We start from the raw sequence: 17,760 nt of genomic DNA on the forward strand, positions 1-17,760 counted from the left end.
TTTCCGCCGCGCCGGGCGCATCCGGTGCCGCCGCTACCGGCACCGCCGCGCCGAAGATGGGCCGCCTGGCCGCGGCCAGCACCATCGGCACCACGCTGGAATGGTACGACTTCACCGTCTATAACCTGATGGCCGCGCTGGTGTTCAACGCGGTTTTCTTCCCTTCGTTCGATCCGCTCACCGGCACGATCCTGGCGTTCTCCACCTACGCGGTGGGCTATGTCTCGCGCCCGCTTGGCGGCGTGTTGTTCGGGCACCTTGGCGACAAGCTCGGCCGGCGCTTCGTGCTGGTCGCCACGCTGGTCCTGATGGGCGTGGCCACGGGCCTGATGGGTCTGCTGCCCACCTACATGTCGTGGGGCATCTGGAGCCCGATCCTGCTGGTGGCGCTGCGCTTCCTGCAAGGGGCGGCCATCGGCGGCGAATGGGCGGGCGCGGTCCTGCTGTCGATGGAACACGGCGAGCAGCACCAGCGCGGGCGCAATGCTTCCTTTACCCAGGTGGGGCCGTCGTGCGGCACGCTGCTGGGCACTGGCTTTATCGCCGTGGTTTCGCTGTGGCTGAGCCCGGAGGACTTCCAGGCCTGGGGCTGGCGCATTCCGTTCCTGTCGAGCGTGCTGCTGGTCGTCTTTGGGTTGTGGCTGCGCAAGGGCGTTGAGGAAACGCCGATGTTCAGGGAGATGGAGGCGCGCAAGAGCACGGCCAAGACCCCGATCAAGGAAGTGTTCGTGGATCACTGGCGGCGCCTGCTGCTGGCCGGCGGCGTGCGCATTGGCTCCGACGTGCTCTATGCGCTGGTGGTGGTATTCACGCTGACCTACGTGACCAGCGTGCTGCACCTGTCCCGGCCGCTGGCGCTGACCGCGACCATGATCGGGGCGGCGTGCAACGCCATTGCGGTGCCTTTGTTCGGCAGCCTGTCGGACCGGCTCGGGCGCCGGCCAGTGTATATCGCCGGCGCCTTGCTGGCGGTGGTGTGGGCCTTCGTCTTCTTCCGGCTGATGGACAGCGCGCAGCCCCTGCAGATCTGCGCGGCAGTGGTGGTCGGGCTGATCATCCACGCCATGATGTACGGCCCGCAGGCGGCCTTCGTGACCGAGCAGTTCCCCACGCGGGTGCGCTATGCCGGGTCGTCGCTGGCCTATACGCTGGCCGGCATCGTGGGGGGCGGTTTCGCGCCGCTGATCATCGCCAGCCTGTACAAGTCGTATGGCTCGACGCTGGCAATCTCGCTGTATGTCAGTGCCGCCCTGGCGTTGACGCTGGTGGCTTTGCTGGCCGCCCGGGAAACGGCGAACAAGCCGCTGGAGCGCTAAGCCTGGTCCGCCGCCGCGAAGACGGTTTCGCTGCGGCCTTGCAGCAAGGACTGGCGAAAAGAAAGCACATGTGCCGTGACCGAGCTGGCCGCCGCCGCGGCATCGCCGTCGCGCAGCGCCTGCAGGATGGCGCGGTGCTCGGCGCCGACTTCGCCCAGGTGCCCTTCGGACGACAGCGAGATGGCCCAGAAGCGTTGCGAGCGCGCGTGCAGCACCTTGAGGATCTCGATCAGGATCGGGTTACCCGAAATTTCCGCGATCTGTTCATGGAACAACCGGTCCAGGTGGGTCACCTGCGGCAGGTCGCGCTGCGCCACGGCATCGTCGACCTGGCGCAGGATGGCCTCGAGTTTCTGCAAACCGGCGGGGGTGATGCGCTCGGCGGCCAGCCTGGCGCACAGCGTTTCGTTGGCCAGCCGTACGTCGATCAGGTGCAGGGCGTCGTCGATGGAAAGCGGTGCGACCACCACGCCCTTGCGCGGCAGGATCTGCACCAGCCCTTCGTTGGCGAGCCGGTGCAGCGCCTGGTTGATCGGCGTGCGGCCAATGTCGAGATCGTCCACCAGGGTGGAGATATTGAGATGCTCGCCGGGACGGTAGACCAGCGTGGTCAGCCGCTCCCGCAGGCCGGTGTAGGCCCGCTCATTCTGCGATGGTTCTTCAGTCCTGGTCCGGGCGCGCGATGAGCCGGCGCTACGGCGATCCACTGATGGCAAAACTCTCTCCCGACAACACGGCGATGCGTGCAAGGGCGATATCGTACTACCAAAAGCCGGCGCGAACGCCTGGCCTTACGCTCACGGTGCCTGGCGGTGCCGAAGACGTCTTTCCATGTGGATGCCGGCGCCCGTGGCTGGGGAACTGTGGCACGCGCTGCTTTGCCGTCTGGGCGATGGCGACGACCTTGCCGCCCTTGACCTGGGGCAGGGCCGCGTTGGTCTGGTTGAACATGCCATCGACCTGCCCGCCCATCACTTCGGTCAGTGCCGGACCGGCGCTTTATAGGACACCGGCGTCACCTTGCCCGGGTTGGCACTGGCGAAAGCGACGAGTCCCTGCACGGCGCAGGGGCGGTCCATTCACAGGATTGCCGCGGGTTGAGCCGGCAGGCTGCGGATGCGCTAACGGCCACGCAGCGGGTCCAGCAGGCTGGCCAGGCCGTTGTGGTCGAGTTCGTGCATCAGCGCCAGCAGCTTGCCGATCTCGCCGGGCGGGAAGCCCTCGCGCGCGAACCAGTTCAGGTAATTGCCGGGCAGGTCCGCGATAACGCGGCCCTTGTACTTGCCGTAGGGCATGGTGCGGGTGAGCAGGAGGGGCAGGTGTTCGGGATTCATGTGACGGCCTCGGCCCGGCATCGGATGGCGCCGGCCGGGGAATGTTACCAGTGTGCCCCGGCGCCTTGAGCGCCTGGGCGGGGGCGCCGGGTTTGCCGCTGGCCGCCGCGCCGGGGTACGATCGCCACCTTACCGTTGACGAGGATAGGCAAGATGGCAAAGCACGGTTCAGGCACTGGCCTGAAGGGAATCGCGCTGTTCGAGGCCGCCAAGGGTGCGGTGGTGATCCTTGCCGGACTGGGGCTCATAGCGTTGCTGCACCGTGATGCGCAGGCGCTGGCCGAGGCGATCGTTGCCCGCCTGCACCTGAACCCGGGAAGCCGCTACCCGACTATCTTCCTGTCGCTGATGTCCGACCCGAGCAATGCGCGGCTTTGGGCCATCGGCGGCTCCGCCGCGACGTACTCGGCCATGCGCTTCACGGAGGCCTACGGCTTGTGGTGCCAGCGGGCCTGGGCGAAGTGGCTCGGGGTATGGTCGGGTGCGATCTATATCCCGGTTGAAATGTATGAGGCAGTGGTTCACCCCAGCGCGCTGCATATCGGGCTGGCCATCGCCAATGCGCTGATCGTGGCCTATCTGGCCAACAGCATCAGGCGCGATCCGGCGGGGGCATCAGCGTAGCGGGGAGCGGCCGGCAAAGCGATGCCACGCGGCTATCGCCACGGTGCCGGCCAGGGCCAGGGCCACCATCACCCAGGGATCCACCACGCCGCCACCGCCCCCGCCGCCGGTTTCCGCCCCATTGCCAGCGCCGCTGTTCCCCGCGTTGGCGCTTTCCGCGCTGCCGCCCGGCTCGGTGCTGTTGCCGTGCGCGGCGGCATCGTCGCGCAGGGCGACGTCCACCACCAGCGGGTCGTGGTCGGATGAGCGATAGGCATCGGGCGCATAGAAGGATTGTTGCTGGGCCTCGCTCTTGTGGGCCAGCGGATAGGCCAGCGCGATCGGCTCGTCGGCATTGATATGCCAGTGGCGCGCCGCGAGAATGCGGCTGGCCGCACCGGCATCGGCAAGCGCGTGGTCGATATAGCCGGCCTCGCCTCCGTAGACGTAGCTGTAGGCGCCGCCGCCCGCACCGGCGAAGCGGGCGATCATGTCGGCATAGCCGCGCTCGGCCAGCAGGCGGATCGGGTCTTCCTGCGCGTAGCTGTTGAGGTCGCCGATCACCAGCCGGCCATCGTCCGGCACGCCGGTGGGCGCGGTGCCGAGCCAGTCCGCGATCCGCGCGGCTGCCGCCACCCGCGTGGGGTTCCAGCAACTCTGGCCGTCGCGCTGGTCCGCATTGGCGCCGCGGGCATCGTTGCAGCGCTTGGACTTGAAATGGTTCACCACTACCGTGAGCTTGCGCGGAAGGCCGCGCAGGCGGAAGGTGGCGGCCAGGGGCTGGCGGGTCCGCTGGCCCAGCTCGAGCGTGGCCGGCTTGCCTGCCGGTTCCACGGTGCGGGCGTTGTAGACCAGGGCGACCTTGATGACATCGCGGCCGAGCTGCTCCACGCCGGGGTCGATAAAGCGCCAGTCGGGCCCGAGCTTGTCCGTCAGCCGGCGGATGGCGCTCAGCGCGCCATAGCCGTTGTTCTCGATCTCCATCAGGCCGATCACGTCGGCGTTCAGCCCTTGCAGCGCGCTCAGGATCTTGGCTTCCTGCCGGGCAAACTCGGCCGGGGTCCGGGCGCCGCGGTTGTCGGGGTCGTCGAAACCCGCGCCCCGGCCGTCGCCGTTGAAATAGTTTTCCACGTTGAATGCGGCAACGCGCAGGTCGGTGCGGGCGGTGCGTACCGGTGCGCCCGTGCGCGGGTTGGCGGGCCGGAACACCGGTGGCGGTGCGCCCGGAACGGGCTGCACGCGCCAGCTGCCATGGCGCCGCTCCAGCACGCCCTGCACGTCGGCGACGGTATCGCCGCCGCGCAGCGTATTCGAGGCGCCGAGACCCGGTGCGGGATGGATGACGAGCGGCGGGTTTTGCCGGCTGGAGCCGTCGTCCAGGGTCAGGCGGTTCAAGGCATTGGCGGCGGCCTGGGCGGCGGCGGCTGCGCCCGGCAATGCCACGTTGGTGGGCAGCGGCAGACGGCCATGGCTGAGCACCACGCTGCCGTACCGGCCCAGTTCGAAGGTTTCGCTGACGGTAAGGGTCTGCGGCAACCGCACCAGCATGCCTTCATAGGCCGCCAGCGCGCCCGTGTCGGGCACGGGCAGCGTGACCACGGCGGGGGTGACGGCCTGGGCCGATGCACAGACCGTTGCCTGGCCGGACTGCCTCAGTTGCATCTGGCCGGACCGCTCCTCGACGGTGCCGAGCACGCGGACCAGGTCGCCGGCACGCGCCGCCGCGCGCGGCGCGTGCACGAACAGGCCTTCCGACACGCCGGGGCGGTTCTGGCGCCGGGTGTCGGCCTGCTGCACGAAGTAGCCGCTGAAGCCGCCGGTGCCCGAGTAGTCCGCCGTGACCACGGCCTCCACCGCCACCCTGCGGCCGACGGACGGCGTGCCTTCGCTGGCGTCGCGGAGACTGGCGATCAGCGTGGCCGGCGCGCCGCATTGCGGCGAGACGGCGGCAGGCAGCGTTCGCGGCGATTCGGCATGGCCCACGTCGGCGTGGACGGACATCGCGATGCATAGCCATGCCAGGCAGGCTGGCATGAGGCGCGGAAGGAAGGGGTTTGGCGGGGACATGGCATGGGCTCGGCGGATTGCGTGGCACGGCGCCAGCCGCTGTCGGGGCGTGGCGCTTGCGTGACCGGGGCGCCCACGGGGCGCATGGACCGGTAACAGCAAGCTTAGGGGGAATGCCGTGCCCGCATGTTGAGAGAAATCTCATATTGACGGCCGGCAGACTCTGCGAGAATGCTGTCTTGTCTTCAACCGAGCCAATGAGATACCGTGACCGTCCGTGCCGTAGTGTTCGATTTTGGTGGCGTGCTGTTCGACTGGAGCCCGGAGTACCTCTATCGCCAGTTGATCCCGAACCCGCAAGAGCGCGCCCGCTTCCTGTCGGAAGTCTGCTCGCCCGCCTGGAATATCCGCCAGGACGCGGGCAGGCCGCTGCGCGAGGCCACTGAGTCGCTGGTGGCCGAGCATCCGGCGCAGGCCGGCCTGATCCGCGCCTTCTATGACCGCTGGCCGCAGATGCTGCGCGGGCCGCTGGCCGACGGCGTGGCGTTGCTGCGGCGCCTGCACGTCGCGCGGGTGCCGCTGTTCGGCCTGACCAACTGGTCCAGCGAGACCTATCCGCACGCCGTGCGCAGTGGCGATTTCCTGTCATTGTTCCGCGATATCCTGGTGTCCGGCGAGGTTGGCATCGCCAAGCCCGACCCGGCCATCTACCGGTTGATGGAGGCGCGCATCGGTGCGCACCTGCCGGGAATCGCGGCGCGGGAGCTGCTGTTTATCGATGACAGCGCCGCCAATGTGGCGGCGGCACGGTCCCTGGGCTGGCAGGCCGTGCGTCACGTCGGCGCAGGTGAAACCGCCAGCGCGTTGCGCGACGCGGGATTGCGTTTCTAGTCACGCCGCCGCCTGGTTCGTTTCTTGTTGGCGAGCCGGGAGTTTTCATGCGCCAGAGGATTCAGGAGTTCGCCCCATGGCATCCACACCAGAACGTCCCAAGCATTTCTCCATGGTCCGCGAGCTGCATCTCGCCGACCTGTTCACACTGGGCAACGCGGCCTGCGGCATGGCATCGGTGTTCTTCGCCATGTTCTACGTCGCCACGCAGTCGTCCGCCCATTTCATGGCGGCGGCAGCGCTGGCGCCGGCGGCCTTTATCTTCGACGTGCTCGACGGCCGCATCGCGCGCTGGCGGCACCAGCACTCCGCGCTGGGCCGCGAGCTGGATTCGCTCGCGGACATCATCTCGTTCGGGGTCGGCCCGGCAACGCTGGCGTTTGCCGCCGGCATGCGCGGTGGCTGGGACATGGCGGCGCTGGTGTATTTCGTCTGCTGCGGCGTGAGCCGCCTGGCACGTTTCAACGTGACCGCCGAGATCTTGTCCGAGGGCAGCGACAAGGTGGCGTACTTCGAGGGCACGCCAATTCCCACCAGCGTACTGCTGACCGGCGTGCTGGCCTTCTGCGCATGGCAGGGCCGGGTGGGCGATGCGCTCTACGGCGGCGTGTGGGCCATCGGGCCGGCGGACCTGCATCCGCTCGCGCTGCTGTTCGTGCTGTCTGGCTCGCTGATGATCAGCAAGACCTTGCGCATCCCGAAGATCTAGGGGCTGCACGGAGTTTGGCCGGCACGAATTTGCAAGACTGGGGAAAGTTCTTCACGCAGGCGCCGAGGATCCCGCCGGCTGCCATTGCTCCCCGATGGCACGGCCACTCATGGCGGGGTCGCTCACCGAGGGCGCGCCGGTTTCCATGCGCCCGGCACAGCGCCGCGCGTAGCCGGGCAGGGCGGCTACGGTCACGGTGAAGTCGTACCAGCCGCCCGATGCGTCCACTGGCCATGCCAGGGTGCTTCTGGTGCGGGCTGCCACGGTAGTGCTGCGGGCCGCGCCGCTAACGTAGGCGTTGGCAGCCAGCATGAACGTGCAGGGCTGGTCCGCATCGTTGCGCAAGGTGATGCGCAGGCTTTGCGCGGGGATGTCGTAGACGATCCCGATCTCCGGTGCGGGCACTGCGCCCGCGGTCCCGGTGAAATGCCGGTGCCAGCCGTTGGGGCCGAGCACCCACAGGTCATAGCGGCCGCCGTCGGCGCGCGTGTCCCAGTTGCCCGCCAGGCGCTTGCCGGCTTCGACCGTATAGCGGCGCGGCAGGCGCTCCAGGTGCAGCCGGTCGTAGACATGAAACACGGCCCCGGCCCGGCCGCTATTGGTAAAGCTCAGGTGCAGCGCGGCACTGCCGGCATCTGCCAGGGCCTGCGCGTGCAGCGCATAGGGGAGCGCCCGCGAGGGGCGCGTGCCGCCGGCTTGCACGGGCAACTCTGGCAGCGCGGGGATGACCGGTGTGCGCGTGCCCTTCAGCGCCCGCGCTCGCGCCGCCCGTGGCGCGGTGGCTGGCAGCGACGCCACGGCGTCGGATTGGTCCGGCGCGGCGAAATCGAACAGCGAGGTGAGATCCCCGCAGACCGCGCGGCGCCACGGCGTGATATTGGGCTCGTGCACGCCGAAGCGGGCTTCGATGAAACGAATCACCGATGTGTGGTCGAACACCTCGGAGTTGACCCAGCCGCCCTTGCTCCACGGCGAGATGGCGATCATCGGCACGCGCATGCCGAGGCCGTATGGGCGATGCAGGTAGCGCGGCAGGTCGTCGGCTTCCACGCCGGTGATCAGCTCGTGGTATTCGCCGCGGGTGTCGGCGGTGGAGGCGCCGGCCAGCGTGGCCTGTGCCGGGTCCGCGTGCCACGCGAGGTACGACGGCACCGCCGGCGGCGGCATATGGTCGAAGAAGCCATCGTTCTCGTCATACATCAGCAGCAGCACGGTCTTGCTCCAGACCGCCGGGTCGGCCGTCAGCGCGTCGAGCACGGCGGACACATAGGCCGCGCCCTGCGCCGGGCTGGACGGGGAGGGATGCTCGGAGCCCTGCCGCGTGGGGCAGATCCACGACACTTGCGGCAGGCGGCCTTCCAGCACGTCCTGGCGCAGCAGGTCCAGGTTGCGCGTGCCCAGTGCCTTGTCCCTGAGCGCGGCCTGCGCACCCGGCACGCCGCGATAGGCATCCCGGTAGGTCTTGAACCCGAAGGTGGCATTGAGCGCGTAGTTGTCGGCCATGTCCTGGTAGATCTGCCAGCTGACGCCGGCGGCTTCGAGCCGTTCGGGATAGGTGGTCCAGGCATAGCCGCCATCGGGCTTGCCGCCGCCGAGCTTGTTGTAGGCGTTGCCGATGGCCGGGCCGTTGCCCTTGCCCAGCGGGTCGTTGGTGCCGCTCCACAGGAAGCAGCGGTTGGTATTGGTACCGCCGAGAAATGATGCGTGGTAGGCATCCGCCACCGTAAAGGCATTGGCCAGCGCGTACTGGAAGGGCGCGTCGCCCTCCTTGAAGTAGCCCATGGCGTGACGCTTCTTGAAGGTGGGCCATTGCTGCATGCAGCCTTGGCCCCAGGCGTCCTGCGTATTCGACCAGGTGTGCGGCGTGCTGGTGACGCGCATGAGTTCGAACACGTGCTCCGTATCGAGATGGAACGGCGCGAGCGTTGCGGGTGCGGCCGGGTCGCTCACGTCGCGCTGGTACCAGACAGTCTTGCCGGCGAGGCCCGGGCCGTCGGCCACCGGTATCGGGAAGCGGTCGGCAAAGCCACGCACGCCCCGCATTGCCCCGAAGTAATGGTCGAAGGCCCGGTTCTCCTGCATCAGCACCACGACGTGCTCGACATCGCGCAGGCTGCCGGTGCGATGGTTGGCGGGAATGGCGAGCGCCTTGCGGATGGCGGGCGGCAAGAGGGAAAGCGCGCCCGCGCCGGCAACGGTGCCGGCCGCCGCGCGCAGGAACTTGCGTCTGTCAGGCATGGAGGAGGGACGTAATGAACGGATCGTGTGGCGCGCAATGCCAAGAACAACACCGGCAAATCCGGCAATGCCGGCGCATCCGCGATCTTAACCCTCCTGGCGTCGGGCGGGGAGGCGCCGCCGTGCCTCCCCTCGTTCGCCTACTGCCGCAGCGACAACCAGATCGCCTTGGGCTCGGTGAAGTTGTCGATGGCGGCGTCTCCGTGTTCACGGCCCAGTCCGGAGTCGCCGGCGCCGCCCCAGGGCAGCCGTACGTCGGTGTGGCCATAGGTGTTGATCCACACGGTGCCGGCCTTCAGGTCTGCGGCTACCTGGTGCACCCGGCCGATGTCGGCGCTCCACACGCCCGCTGCCAGGCTGAATGCGGTGCCATTGGCGATGCGCACGGCGTCGGCTTCGTCCTCGAAGCGGATCACGCTGGCGACCGGGCCGAAGATCTCCTCCTGCGAGACGCGCATTTCGTGCTCGACGTTGGCGAACACGGTGGGCTGCACGAAATAGCCTTTGCCGCCCACGCGCTCGCCGCCGGTCACCGCGATGGCACCCTCGCGCTTGCCGATCTCCACGTAGTCCAGCACGGTCTTCATCTGCGCGGATGAGACCAGCGGTCCCATGGTGGTCTCCGGCGCGGCCGGATCGCCCACGCGGATCGAGGCGGCGCGGGCGGCGAGCTTCTCCACCACCTCGTCGTAGACCTCGCGCTGCGCCAGGATGCGCGAGCCGGCCGAGCACACCTGGCCGGCATTGAAGAAGATGCCGGAGGCGGCCGCGCGCACGGCGGCGTCCACGTTGGCATCGGCAAAGATCAGGTTGGCGGACTTGCCGCCCAGTTCCAGCGTGACGCGCTTGAAGTTGGCGGCGGCGCCCTGCATGATGCCGCGCCCCACGCCGGGCGAGCCGGTGAAGGTCACCTTGTCGATGCCGGGATGCGCCACCAGCGCATTGCCTACCACGCTACCCTTGCCGGTGACGATATTGAGCACGCCGGGCGGCAGGCCGGCTTCCAGCGCCAGTTCGCCGACGCGCAGCGCGGTCAGCGGCGTGATCTCGGCGGGTTTGACAATGAGGGTGCAGCCGCAGGCCAGCGCCGGCGCGATTTTCCACATGCCGATCATCAGCGGGAAGTTCCACGGCACGATGGCGGCGACCACGCCGACCGGCTCGCGCACGGTGTAGGTCAGCGCGCCGGGGCGGGTCGGTACCACCTGGCCGTTGATCTTGTCGGCCCAGCCGGCGTAGTAGCGCACGGTATCGATCACCGCCGGCATGTCCTGGCGCCGCACGGCGGCCAGCGGTTTGCCGGCATCCAGGCTCTCGAGCGCGATCAGTTCCTCCTGATGGGCTTCGAGTAGTTCGGCAAAGCGGTACAGGATGCGGCCGCGCTCGGCTGCGCGCAGGCCGTTCCAGACCTTGAGCGCGGCGCGCGCGGCGGTCACCGCCAAGTCCACGTCGGCGGCGCTGCCCTGGGCGACCAGGGCGATCGGCTGCTCCGTGGCAGGGTTGATATCGGTGGAATACTCTCCGGTGCCGGGTGGCAGGCGCTTGCCGTCGATCAGCAAGTCGTGTCTTGGCAGTTCGGGCTGCGTGCTCATGGTGGCTCCTCGCTAGGATCGGTGAAACCTGGCGGCACGTTGGCGAGAAAGCGATGCGGCTTGCTGATGGCGCCCGTGCCGACTGTCACGATGCAGTTTGGGTGGGCACTGGCTCTAAGTCCAATTAATAGGACGGATCAATTAATACGAAAATCGCATGAATGAGGGGGCGAGGGGCGCTGGCGAGCCGCTCAGGCCCCTCAGCGCCCGGCACGCGCCATGCGGTCCGCGCCATTGCCGGCGGCGGAGCGGGGGATATCCTGGCGCCAGCCCGCATCGCGCAGCAGGGCGGTCATGGCGGTATGCAACTGTTGCGCCACTACGGGCTTGTGCAGCAGTGCGGCGCCGCCGGCATGCACGCTGCGCAGGCGATCCGGGGCGGTATCGCCGGTAATGATGACGGTGGGCAGGGCGTGGCCCAGCCGCTCGCGGATCGCCATCATCGCTTCCTGGCCAGTGCGCTCGCCGCGCAGGCGGTAGTCCGCCAGCAACAGGTCGGGTCTGAAGGTGTCAAGCGCCGCCAGCGCTTCTTCCTCGGATTCCAGCGCCAGGCAAACGGCTTGCCAACTCTCCAGCAGCGCCCTCATGGCGATGCGGATCTCCTGGTCGTCGTCGATCACCAGCACGCGCAGCCCGCGCAGACCGGGCCTTTGGTGCAAGCTGGCGGCGGGTGTCTCGGCACGGTCTTCGGTCACGGGCAGGGCGAAGCGGAACACCGAGCCGCGGCCGGGCCGCGAATTCAGCAGGATCCGGGTAGACATGGTGCGGGCCAGTCCTTCCACGATGGCCAGGCCGAGCCCCAGGCCTTTGCGCTGGTCACGCTCCGGGTTGCCCAACTGGTGGAACTCCTTGAAGATGGCGCGATGCTGGGACGCGGGGATGCCGGCGCCGGTGTCCCAGACCTCGAGCACCATGCTCTTGCCCCGGCGGCGGCATGCCACCAGCACGCCGCCCTGGCTGGTGTAGCGGATGGCGTTGGCGATCAGGTTGCGCAGGATCAGCTCGACCAGCGTCGGATCTGCAAACACGGTGGCGGTGGTATCCCGGGTGCGGTAGAACAGGCCGCGCCCGTCGGCCTGCGGCGCAAACTCGTTCTCCAGCTTGTACAGCAACGGCTGCAGGAGGAACGCGCGCGGCCGGGCGGTGATCACGCCGGCGTCCACCTTGGAAAAATCCAGCAGCGTGTTGAGCATCTCGCGCGCGGCACAGGAGGCGGCCTCGATGTGCGTAAGCAACTGGCGCTGCTTGTCGGTGAGATCGGACCGGCCCAGCGTGACCACGAACAGGCCGAGCGCGTGCAGCGGTTGGCGCAGGTCATGGCTGGCCGAGGCCAGGAATACGGATTTGGCGCGGTTGGCTTCCTCTGCCTCGCGCTGTGCGTTTTCCGCGCGGGCGGTCTGCTCGCGCAATTGCGAGATCAGTTCCACGTTGGCAAAGCGCAGCGCGATGCCGTGGCGCGCCACGCGCGCGTAGTTGCGCGCGAAGATCATGAGCACAACGAGATAGAGCGGCGTGCCGAGGAACATGGCCAGATAGGCGGCATCGCCGGTGGCGATGAAGACCGCCCAGACCGGCACGATGGCCGGCACGAAGAAGCCCACGGCGACCGGCAGGCAGGCGGAGAACACCGCCAGCGCGGCCGCGCTCATGCCGGCGATCAGCGACAGGATGCAGATCACCGTCGCGGGCGACTTCACATCCATGTATAGCCATGCCGCCAGCCCCCAGAGCGCGCCGATCAGTGTCAGCAAGGCCGTCATGGCACGGGCGTAAAGACCCGCTTTGGCTTGGCTCGTGCGCTCGGGCAGCCTGCGCCGCCCAAAGTGCCCGGCGGCGCAGGCCAGGCCCATGGCGAGGGCCCACGGGAAGGCGCCGGGATGCCCGCCGCCCAGCGCCAGCCCGAGGGCCAGGATGAAGGCCGCCAGCGCACAGCCCAACATGGCGATGCCGAAGCTCTGGTCGATCAGTTCCATTTCCGCGGCCAGCAGGCGCGGTTCGTCGAAGCGGGGGATGAGCAAGGCCATGACCTACCTGCCTGTCTGCACCAGGCCGCGGCGCTGCGCCTCGAGCACCGCCTCCACCCGGCTGACTACGCCGAGGTGATCGAGAATGGCCGCCACGTGAACCCGGACGGTGTTCTCGGAGAGGCCCAGATGGTGGGCAATGATCTTGTTCGAGCGGCCCTGGCTGAGTTGCTCCAGCACTTCAAGCTGGCGCGGCGTGAGCGAGCTGGACTGGTATGCGATGCCGTTGGCCGTGCCGTTTGGCGTGCCGTCCGGATTGTCGTGGCTCTCGCCGGTCGGGTCCGGAATGAAGTAGGTGTCGCCCTGCTGGCAGGCGGCGATGGCTATCTCGATCTGGACGCTGTCCGCGGATTTCGGCAGGAAGCCGGCAATCTCCTTGCGTACCTCGGCCGGGATGGTCTCCAGCCCGGAGGTGCCGGAAACGATCAGGATGCGCGCAACGGGAAAATGGCGGCGCAACACCTTGACGCCTTCGATGCCGTTGAGGCCGGGCATCTGGATGTCGAGCAGGATGATATCCACGGTGGCGCCGCGATGCGTCTCCACCGCGCCCATGACGGAACCCGCCTCGATGATGCTTGCCACGCTTGGGCTGTCAGCCAGCACCAAGCGCAGGCCGGTGCGGAACAGTGTGTGGTCGTCGATCAGCAGCAGGTGGGCGTTGAGCATGGTAGGAAGTTGGACGGCGGCCGGCGCGCCGGCAGCGGCCGCTGGAACCACGGTAATGCGAAAGGAGCGCCGGTTCAAAGCGATCGTCAAGGGCGAATTGGACTAGATTATTGCAGTGTTGTCCATTTCCCCACTAAAGAGGGGATACGCAATGCAGAGCCCGGCTTGTGTTCCGGGGCGGCCGTGCCGCGCCGTGCGCGCCCACGCGGTTTCCGGGATGTGGCCGGAAGGCACACTGGGGACTGCCTGCGCGACGCATGGCGGCCTTCTAGTCCGGAAAGATTATTTCACTCGCGGCCGCGGGGTGTCACCATACGGACGTGGGCGATTTCCGCGACTTGCCCATACCACTTTATTACCCACATCCACCCGGCTGTGGGTTTTTTTTGTCCGGCCGCCGCTCAGTCGATCAGTTTGCCGGCGGCATCGAAGAAGGGGTGGTCGGCACCGAATGCGCCGATGACCGCCGCATGGCTCACCAGCCCATGCAAGGAATGCCACCAGTGCAGCAGGTAGCCGGGCGGCTCCATGCGAAAGCGCGAAGCGGCCTGCGGGTCGAGGTCCAGCGTGACCTGGTGCGCGGGCCCCGGCGCCGTCATGGCCACCGTGCCGCCGAAGCGGCACGTGATGTGCCGGTGCAAATGGCCGCACAGCACACGCTCCACCTGCGGATGCCGGCGCACCACCGCCTCCAGCAGTCCGGCGCCGGCCAGGCCCTGCTGATCCATGTGGCCGATGCCGGTGTGGAAGGGCGGATGATGGAGCATCAACAGCGTGGGCCGGTCCGGCTCGGCCGCCAGCGTGGCTTCGAGCCATGGCAGCGCGGCGGGATCGACCCGGCCGCCAGGCTTGCCCGGCACCGTGCAGTCGAAGGCAACCAGGCGCAACGGGCCGGCTTCCACGCTGTAGTGGATGGGCGCATCGCCATCGCCGGCGGCGAACAGGTAATCGTGATCCGCGAAGACACGGCGCAAGGTAGCCCGGTGGTCATGGTTGCCCGGCAGCAGCCGTACCGGCATCGGCAGGCCTTGCAGGATGCCACGCAGGAAGCGGTATTCCGCCTCGGTGCCGAAGTCGACGAGATCCCCGGTGATGACGACCGAATCCGGCCGCTGTGGCGCGTCCAGCAACGTGTCGATGCAGCGCTGCAGCGCGCCGGCGGTGTCCACCATGCGGTAGGACAGCTTGCCGCCGGCCTTGATGTGCAGGTCGGTGATGTGGGCGAGCAGGTAGGTGCCGGCCGGATCGCCGGGGTTGCCCGGATTGCCCGGAGTGCTGGTCAGGGAGTTCATGCTGCGAGCGCTTCGGAAAGCGTGATCAGGTGGCCGGTATCAAGGCGCAGGCCGACGCGGTCGCCCGCATGCCAGGCATCGCGCCGGGTGGTGTCGACGACCAGCGGCGCCGGTGCGCCAACGTCGACCAGCAAGCGCGTGTAGTTGCCCAGGAACAGCGCGGTGACGACCGAGCCGCCCAGGTGCGCCTCCTCGGCCCGGGCCAGCGCCACGTCCTCGGGGCGGAACAAGAGTTCGGCGCGGGCCGGCTGCGCGGCGCCCGCTGCGTTGTCCTGGCGCGGCACCAGACCACCCGGCACACGCCAGGCACCGGCTTCCGGCACCGCCGGCAAGCGGTTCATGGTGCCGATGAAATCCGCCACGAAGGCATTGGCCGGCGCCCGGTAGATCTGCTGCGGCGTGCCGGTCTGGGCAATGCGGCCGCGGTCCATCACGATGATGCGGTCGCCAAGCGCCATCGCCTCGGCCTGGTCGTGGGTGACATAGACGGCGGTGATATGCAGGCTGCGCAGCAACTGGTTGATGTCGGCGCGCAGCGCATCGCGCAGCTTGGCATCCAGCGCGGTCAGCGGTTCGTCGAGCAGCAGCACGCGCGGCTGTACCGCGATGGCGCGGGCCAGCGCCACGCGCTGGCGCTGGCCGCCGGAGAGCTGGTCGATGCGGCGCTCGGCGAAGGGCCCGAGCTGCATCATGGACAGCATCTCGTCCACCCGGCGGCGGCGCGCGGCGGGATCGGTCCGGCGCACGCGCAGGCCATAGGCAATGTTCTCCGCCACGGTCATGTTGGGAAACAGCGCATAGCTCTGGAACACCATGCCCACGCCGCGCTGCTCGATCGGCAGGGGCGTCACATCGCTATCGCCAAACATGACCACGCCGCCGGGATCGGGGAATTCCAGCCCGGCGATGATGCGCAGCGTGGTGGTCTTGCCGCAGCCGGAAGGACCAAGCAGGACCACGGTTTCGCCGGCGCCGATGTCGAGGTCGAGGGGTTGCAGCGCCAGCGTACCGTCGGCGAAGGTCTTGCCGCAGTGGCGCAGGGTGATGGGGGTCGGTTCATGCATGGCGGGCCTCGGATGGGGAAAGCGGATCGGTGCCGGAGATCGCCCCGGCGCCGCCGCTGTCGGCAAGCGGCTGGTGCTTGCGGGCGCGCGCGCCGAGCGCGGAGAGGCCCTGCATCAGCACCAGCAGCGGAATGATCATGAAGAAGAACACGATGGTGTAGGCCGAGCCGATCTCCAGCCGCATCGATGCATAGCTATCGGCCAGACCCACGGGCAATGTCTGCGTGGTGGGCGTATGCAGCATCCAGGTCAGGTTGAACTCACCCACCGAGAGCGTTACCACCATCAGCGCTCCGGCCAGGATGCCCTGGCGGCAGTTGGGCAGCACCACCGTAAAGAAGCGCTGCAGCCGGCTCGCGCCCAGGCTGGCGGCGGCGTCTTCCAGCGTGCGGATATCGATGGCCGACATGATGGCCAGCACCGAGCGCACCATGAACGGCAGCGTGAACAGGACGTGGCCCACCAGGATGAATACCCAGCTGGTGCGGAACGCCTGCCAGCCGCCATAGAGCAGGATCAGGCCGAGAGCGGTAGCCAGGCCCGGCACTGCCACCGGCAGCATCAGCAGCTCTTCGATCAGGCGCGTGATGCGGCCGCGCCGCAGCGCCATGTAGTAGGCCGCCGGCACGCCCAGCACCAGCGTGCAGGCAAGGCAGGCCAGTGCGATGCCCAGCGACAGGAAGATGGTATTGCGGTAGAGCGACCATACCTCCGCCAGCCAGCGCGTGGTCAGGCCGCTGGCTATGCCAATGAAGATATTGTTGGTCAGGCCGGCCAGCACCGACATCACCACCGGGACCACCATGAAGAGGCAAACCAGGAGCGTGAGCGCGAGTTGCAGCCAGTAAGCGTTGCCGCGGCGGGAAGTCGTAGTCATGGCAATCCTCATGCGGTGGCGGCGACGGCGTCGCCCGAGAACCAGCGCGCCAGCGCCAGCAAGGCCCAGGTGACCGTGCCGAGCAGTACGGACAGGGCTGCGGCCATGCCGAAGTTGGCGTAGTTGGTGAACTCGTTGTAGATGGTGAGCGGCAGTACATCGAGCTGCGTCGCCAGCGTGAAGGCGGTGCCGAAGGCGCCCATGCTGGTGGCGAAGCAGATCGCGCCGCTGGAGATCATGGCGGGCATCAGGGCGGGCAGCATGACGTCGCGCACCACGCGCCAGCGGCCTGCGCCGAGCGAGCGCGCGGCTTCTTCCAGGGAGGCGTCGAGCTTGGCTACCGCGGCCATCACGGTCAGGATGACGCGGGGGATGGAGAAGTACAGGTAGCCGACGAACAGGCCGGTGAGGCCGTAGGCGAAGGTCCAGCGGTCGCCGGCTAGCCAGTCGCCTGCCATGGCCAGCAGGCCGTTGCGGCCGCCCAGCATGATGACCATGAAGCCGATGACTACGCCGGGGAAGGCTAGCGGGAAGGTCAGCATGGCTACCAGCAGCGCTTTGCCGGGGACGGCGTTGCGTTGGAGGAAGGTGCCGGTGATGCCGGCGATGATCAGGGTTGCCAGGGTTACGGTTGCCGAGAGCAGTACCGTTACCATCAGGCTGTGAAGATAGCGTTGGCTTGAGATTACGGTCCAGTAGACGCTTGCGCCTTTTTCTCCGGTGATGCTGATGGCCAGGAGTTTTGCCATTGGGAGGCAGAAGAAGGCGGTGAAGAGGATTAGGGCCGGGAGGGCGAAGAGGAGGAGGGGGGGGCTTTGTTTGGGCATGGTTGGGGATGCTCCCGGGGTTTGAAAATCAACTTCAACTTCCAAGGCTTAAAACCTTAAAGTCAAAGGCGGTTTCACCCCCCTGCGGGGGGCGACCTACTTTCTTGTCTTGCCAAGAAAGTAGGCAAAGAAGGCGCGCCGGATGGGGCGACACCTCCTCGGGATCCGACGAAAAGAGCGGCCGGGACCCAAACTCGCATCGCCTTAAGGCGATACTCAAACATGGGTCCCTCTTTTCCGCTCTTTTCGCCGGATCCCGAGGCGCCCCATACGGCCTGGTACACCTTGACGGCTCGCTTCGCATCGCGGGTCGGTGT

The 17,760-nt window shown here is 67.9% G+C and carries 15 protein-coding genes; 4 read left to right on the top strand and 11 right to left on the bottom strand.

Features of this window, described 5'->3' with window-relative positions; translation table 11 throughout:
* Positions 1-56 precede the first annotated feature (56 nt).
* Complete coding sequence (locus AC1DS6_RS26875; protein ID WP_441628846.1) at positions 57-1,316, top strand: MFS transporter; 1,260 nt, start codon at positions 57-59, stop codon at positions 1,314-1,316.
* Here the strand turns inward: AC1DS6_RS26875 and AC1DS6_RS26880 are convergent.
* Together AC1DS6_RS26880 and AC1DS6_RS26885 are read right to left on the bottom strand one after the other, a co-directional pair.
* A complete protein-coding gene (locus tag AC1DS6_RS26880) occupies positions 1,313-2,023 on the bottom strand; it encodes a GntR family transcriptional regulator (protein WP_477103521.1) in 711 nt (236 codons plus the stop codon). The genes AC1DS6_RS26875 and AC1DS6_RS26880 overlap by 4 nt on opposite strands.
* A 414-nt stretch (positions 2,024-2,437) precedes the next feature.
* Complete coding sequence (locus AC1DS6_RS26885) at positions 2,438-2,650, bottom strand: DUF3820 family protein (RefSeq protein ID WP_441628816.1); 213 nt, start codon at positions 2,648-2,650, stop codon at positions 2,438-2,440.
* 153 nt (positions 2,651-2,803) lie between these two features.
* Here AC1DS6_RS26885 and AC1DS6_RS26890 point away from each other — a divergent pair, with 153 nt between their 5' ends.
* Positions 2,804-3,274, top strand: a complete 471-nt coding sequence (locus tag AC1DS6_RS26890) for a DUF2127 domain-containing protein (RefSeq protein ID WP_441628818.1) — start codon at positions 2,804-2,806, stop codon at positions 3,272-3,274.
* Here AC1DS6_RS26890 and AC1DS6_RS26895 read toward each other — a convergent pair.
* On the bottom strand, positions 3,266-5,320 hold the full coding sequence (locus AC1DS6_RS26895; RefSeq protein ID WP_477103515.1) for an ExeM/NucH family extracellular endonuclease: 2,055 nt from the start codon (positions 5,318-5,320) through the stop codon (positions 3,266-3,268). The two genes, AC1DS6_RS26890 and AC1DS6_RS26895, sit on opposite strands and share 9 nt — an antisense overlap.
* 207 nt (positions 5,321-5,527) lie before the next feature.
* Here AC1DS6_RS26895 and AC1DS6_RS26900 point away from each other — a divergent pair, with 207 nt between their 5' ends.
* Together AC1DS6_RS26900 and AC1DS6_RS26905 are read left to right on the top strand one after the other, a co-directional pair.
* Positions 5,528-6,151 (top strand): HAD family hydrolase, encoded by a 624-nt coding sequence (locus tag AC1DS6_RS26900; RefSeq protein ID WP_477103516.1) that lies wholly within the window; start codon positions 5,528-5,530, stop codon positions 6,149-6,151.
* 76 nt (positions 6,152-6,227) lie between these two features.
* Positions 6,228-6,860, top strand: coding sequence for a CDP-alcohol phosphatidyltransferase family protein (locus AC1DS6_RS26905; protein WP_441628824.1), 633 nt, complete (start codon positions 6,228-6,230; stop codon positions 6,858-6,860).
* A 51-nt stretch (positions 6,861-6,911) separates the two neighbouring features.
* Here AC1DS6_RS26905 and AC1DS6_RS26910 read toward each other — a convergent pair whose 3' ends face one another.
* From AC1DS6_RS26910 to AC1DS6_RS26945, 8 genes are all read right to left on the bottom strand, one after another.
* Positions 6,912-9,098 carry a phosphocholine-specific phospholipase C gene (locus AC1DS6_RS26910; RefSeq protein WP_477103517.1) on the bottom strand — a complete coding sequence of 729 codons (2,187 nt, stop codon included), beginning with the start codon at positions 9,096-9,098 and terminating at the stop codon, positions 6,912-6,914.
* A gap of 140 nt (positions 9,099-9,238) precedes the next feature.
* Positions 9,239-10,690, bottom strand: a complete 1,452-nt coding sequence (locus AC1DS6_RS26915; protein WP_477103518.1) for an aldehyde dehydrogenase family protein — start codon at positions 10,688-10,690, stop codon at positions 9,239-9,241.
* A gap of 200 nt (positions 10,691-10,890) precedes the next feature.
* Positions 10,891-12,714, bottom strand: coding sequence for an ATP-binding response regulator (locus AC1DS6_RS26920; RefSeq protein WP_441628830.1), 1,824 nt, complete (start codon positions 12,712-12,714; stop codon positions 10,891-10,893).
* Positions 12,715-12,717: 3 nt separating this feature from the next.
* Positions 12,718-13,383 carry a response regulator transcription factor gene (locus tag AC1DS6_RS26925; RefSeq protein ID WP_441628832.1) on the bottom strand — a complete coding sequence of 222 codons (666 nt, stop codon included), beginning with the start codon at positions 13,381-13,383 and terminating at the stop codon, positions 12,718-12,720.
* A gap of 401 nt (positions 13,384-13,784) precedes the next feature.
* Positions 13,785-14,675, bottom strand: coding sequence for a phosphodiesterase (locus AC1DS6_RS26930; protein WP_441628834.1), 891 nt, complete (start codon positions 14,673-14,675; stop codon positions 13,785-13,787).
* A complete protein-coding gene (locus tag AC1DS6_RS26935) occupies positions 14,672-15,739 on the bottom strand; it encodes an ABC transporter ATP-binding protein (RefSeq protein WP_035859830.1) in 1,068 nt (355 codons plus the stop codon). The genes AC1DS6_RS26930 and AC1DS6_RS26935 overlap by 4 nt, the downstream gene beginning before the upstream one ends.
* A complete protein-coding gene (locus AC1DS6_RS26940) occupies positions 15,732-16,616 on the bottom strand; it encodes an ABC transporter permease (RefSeq protein ID WP_441628838.1) in 885 nt (294 codons plus the stop codon). The genes AC1DS6_RS26935 and AC1DS6_RS26940 overlap by 8 nt, the downstream gene beginning before the upstream one ends.
* 8 nt (positions 16,617-16,624) lie before the next feature.
* On the bottom strand, positions 16,625-17,443 hold the full coding sequence (locus AC1DS6_RS26945) for an ABC transporter permease (protein WP_441628840.1): 819 nt from the start codon (positions 17,441-17,443) through the stop codon (positions 16,625-16,627).
* Positions 17,444-17,760: the final 317 nt, after the last annotated feature.

The organism is Cupriavidus sp. 05L310 (assembly GCF_056398185.1).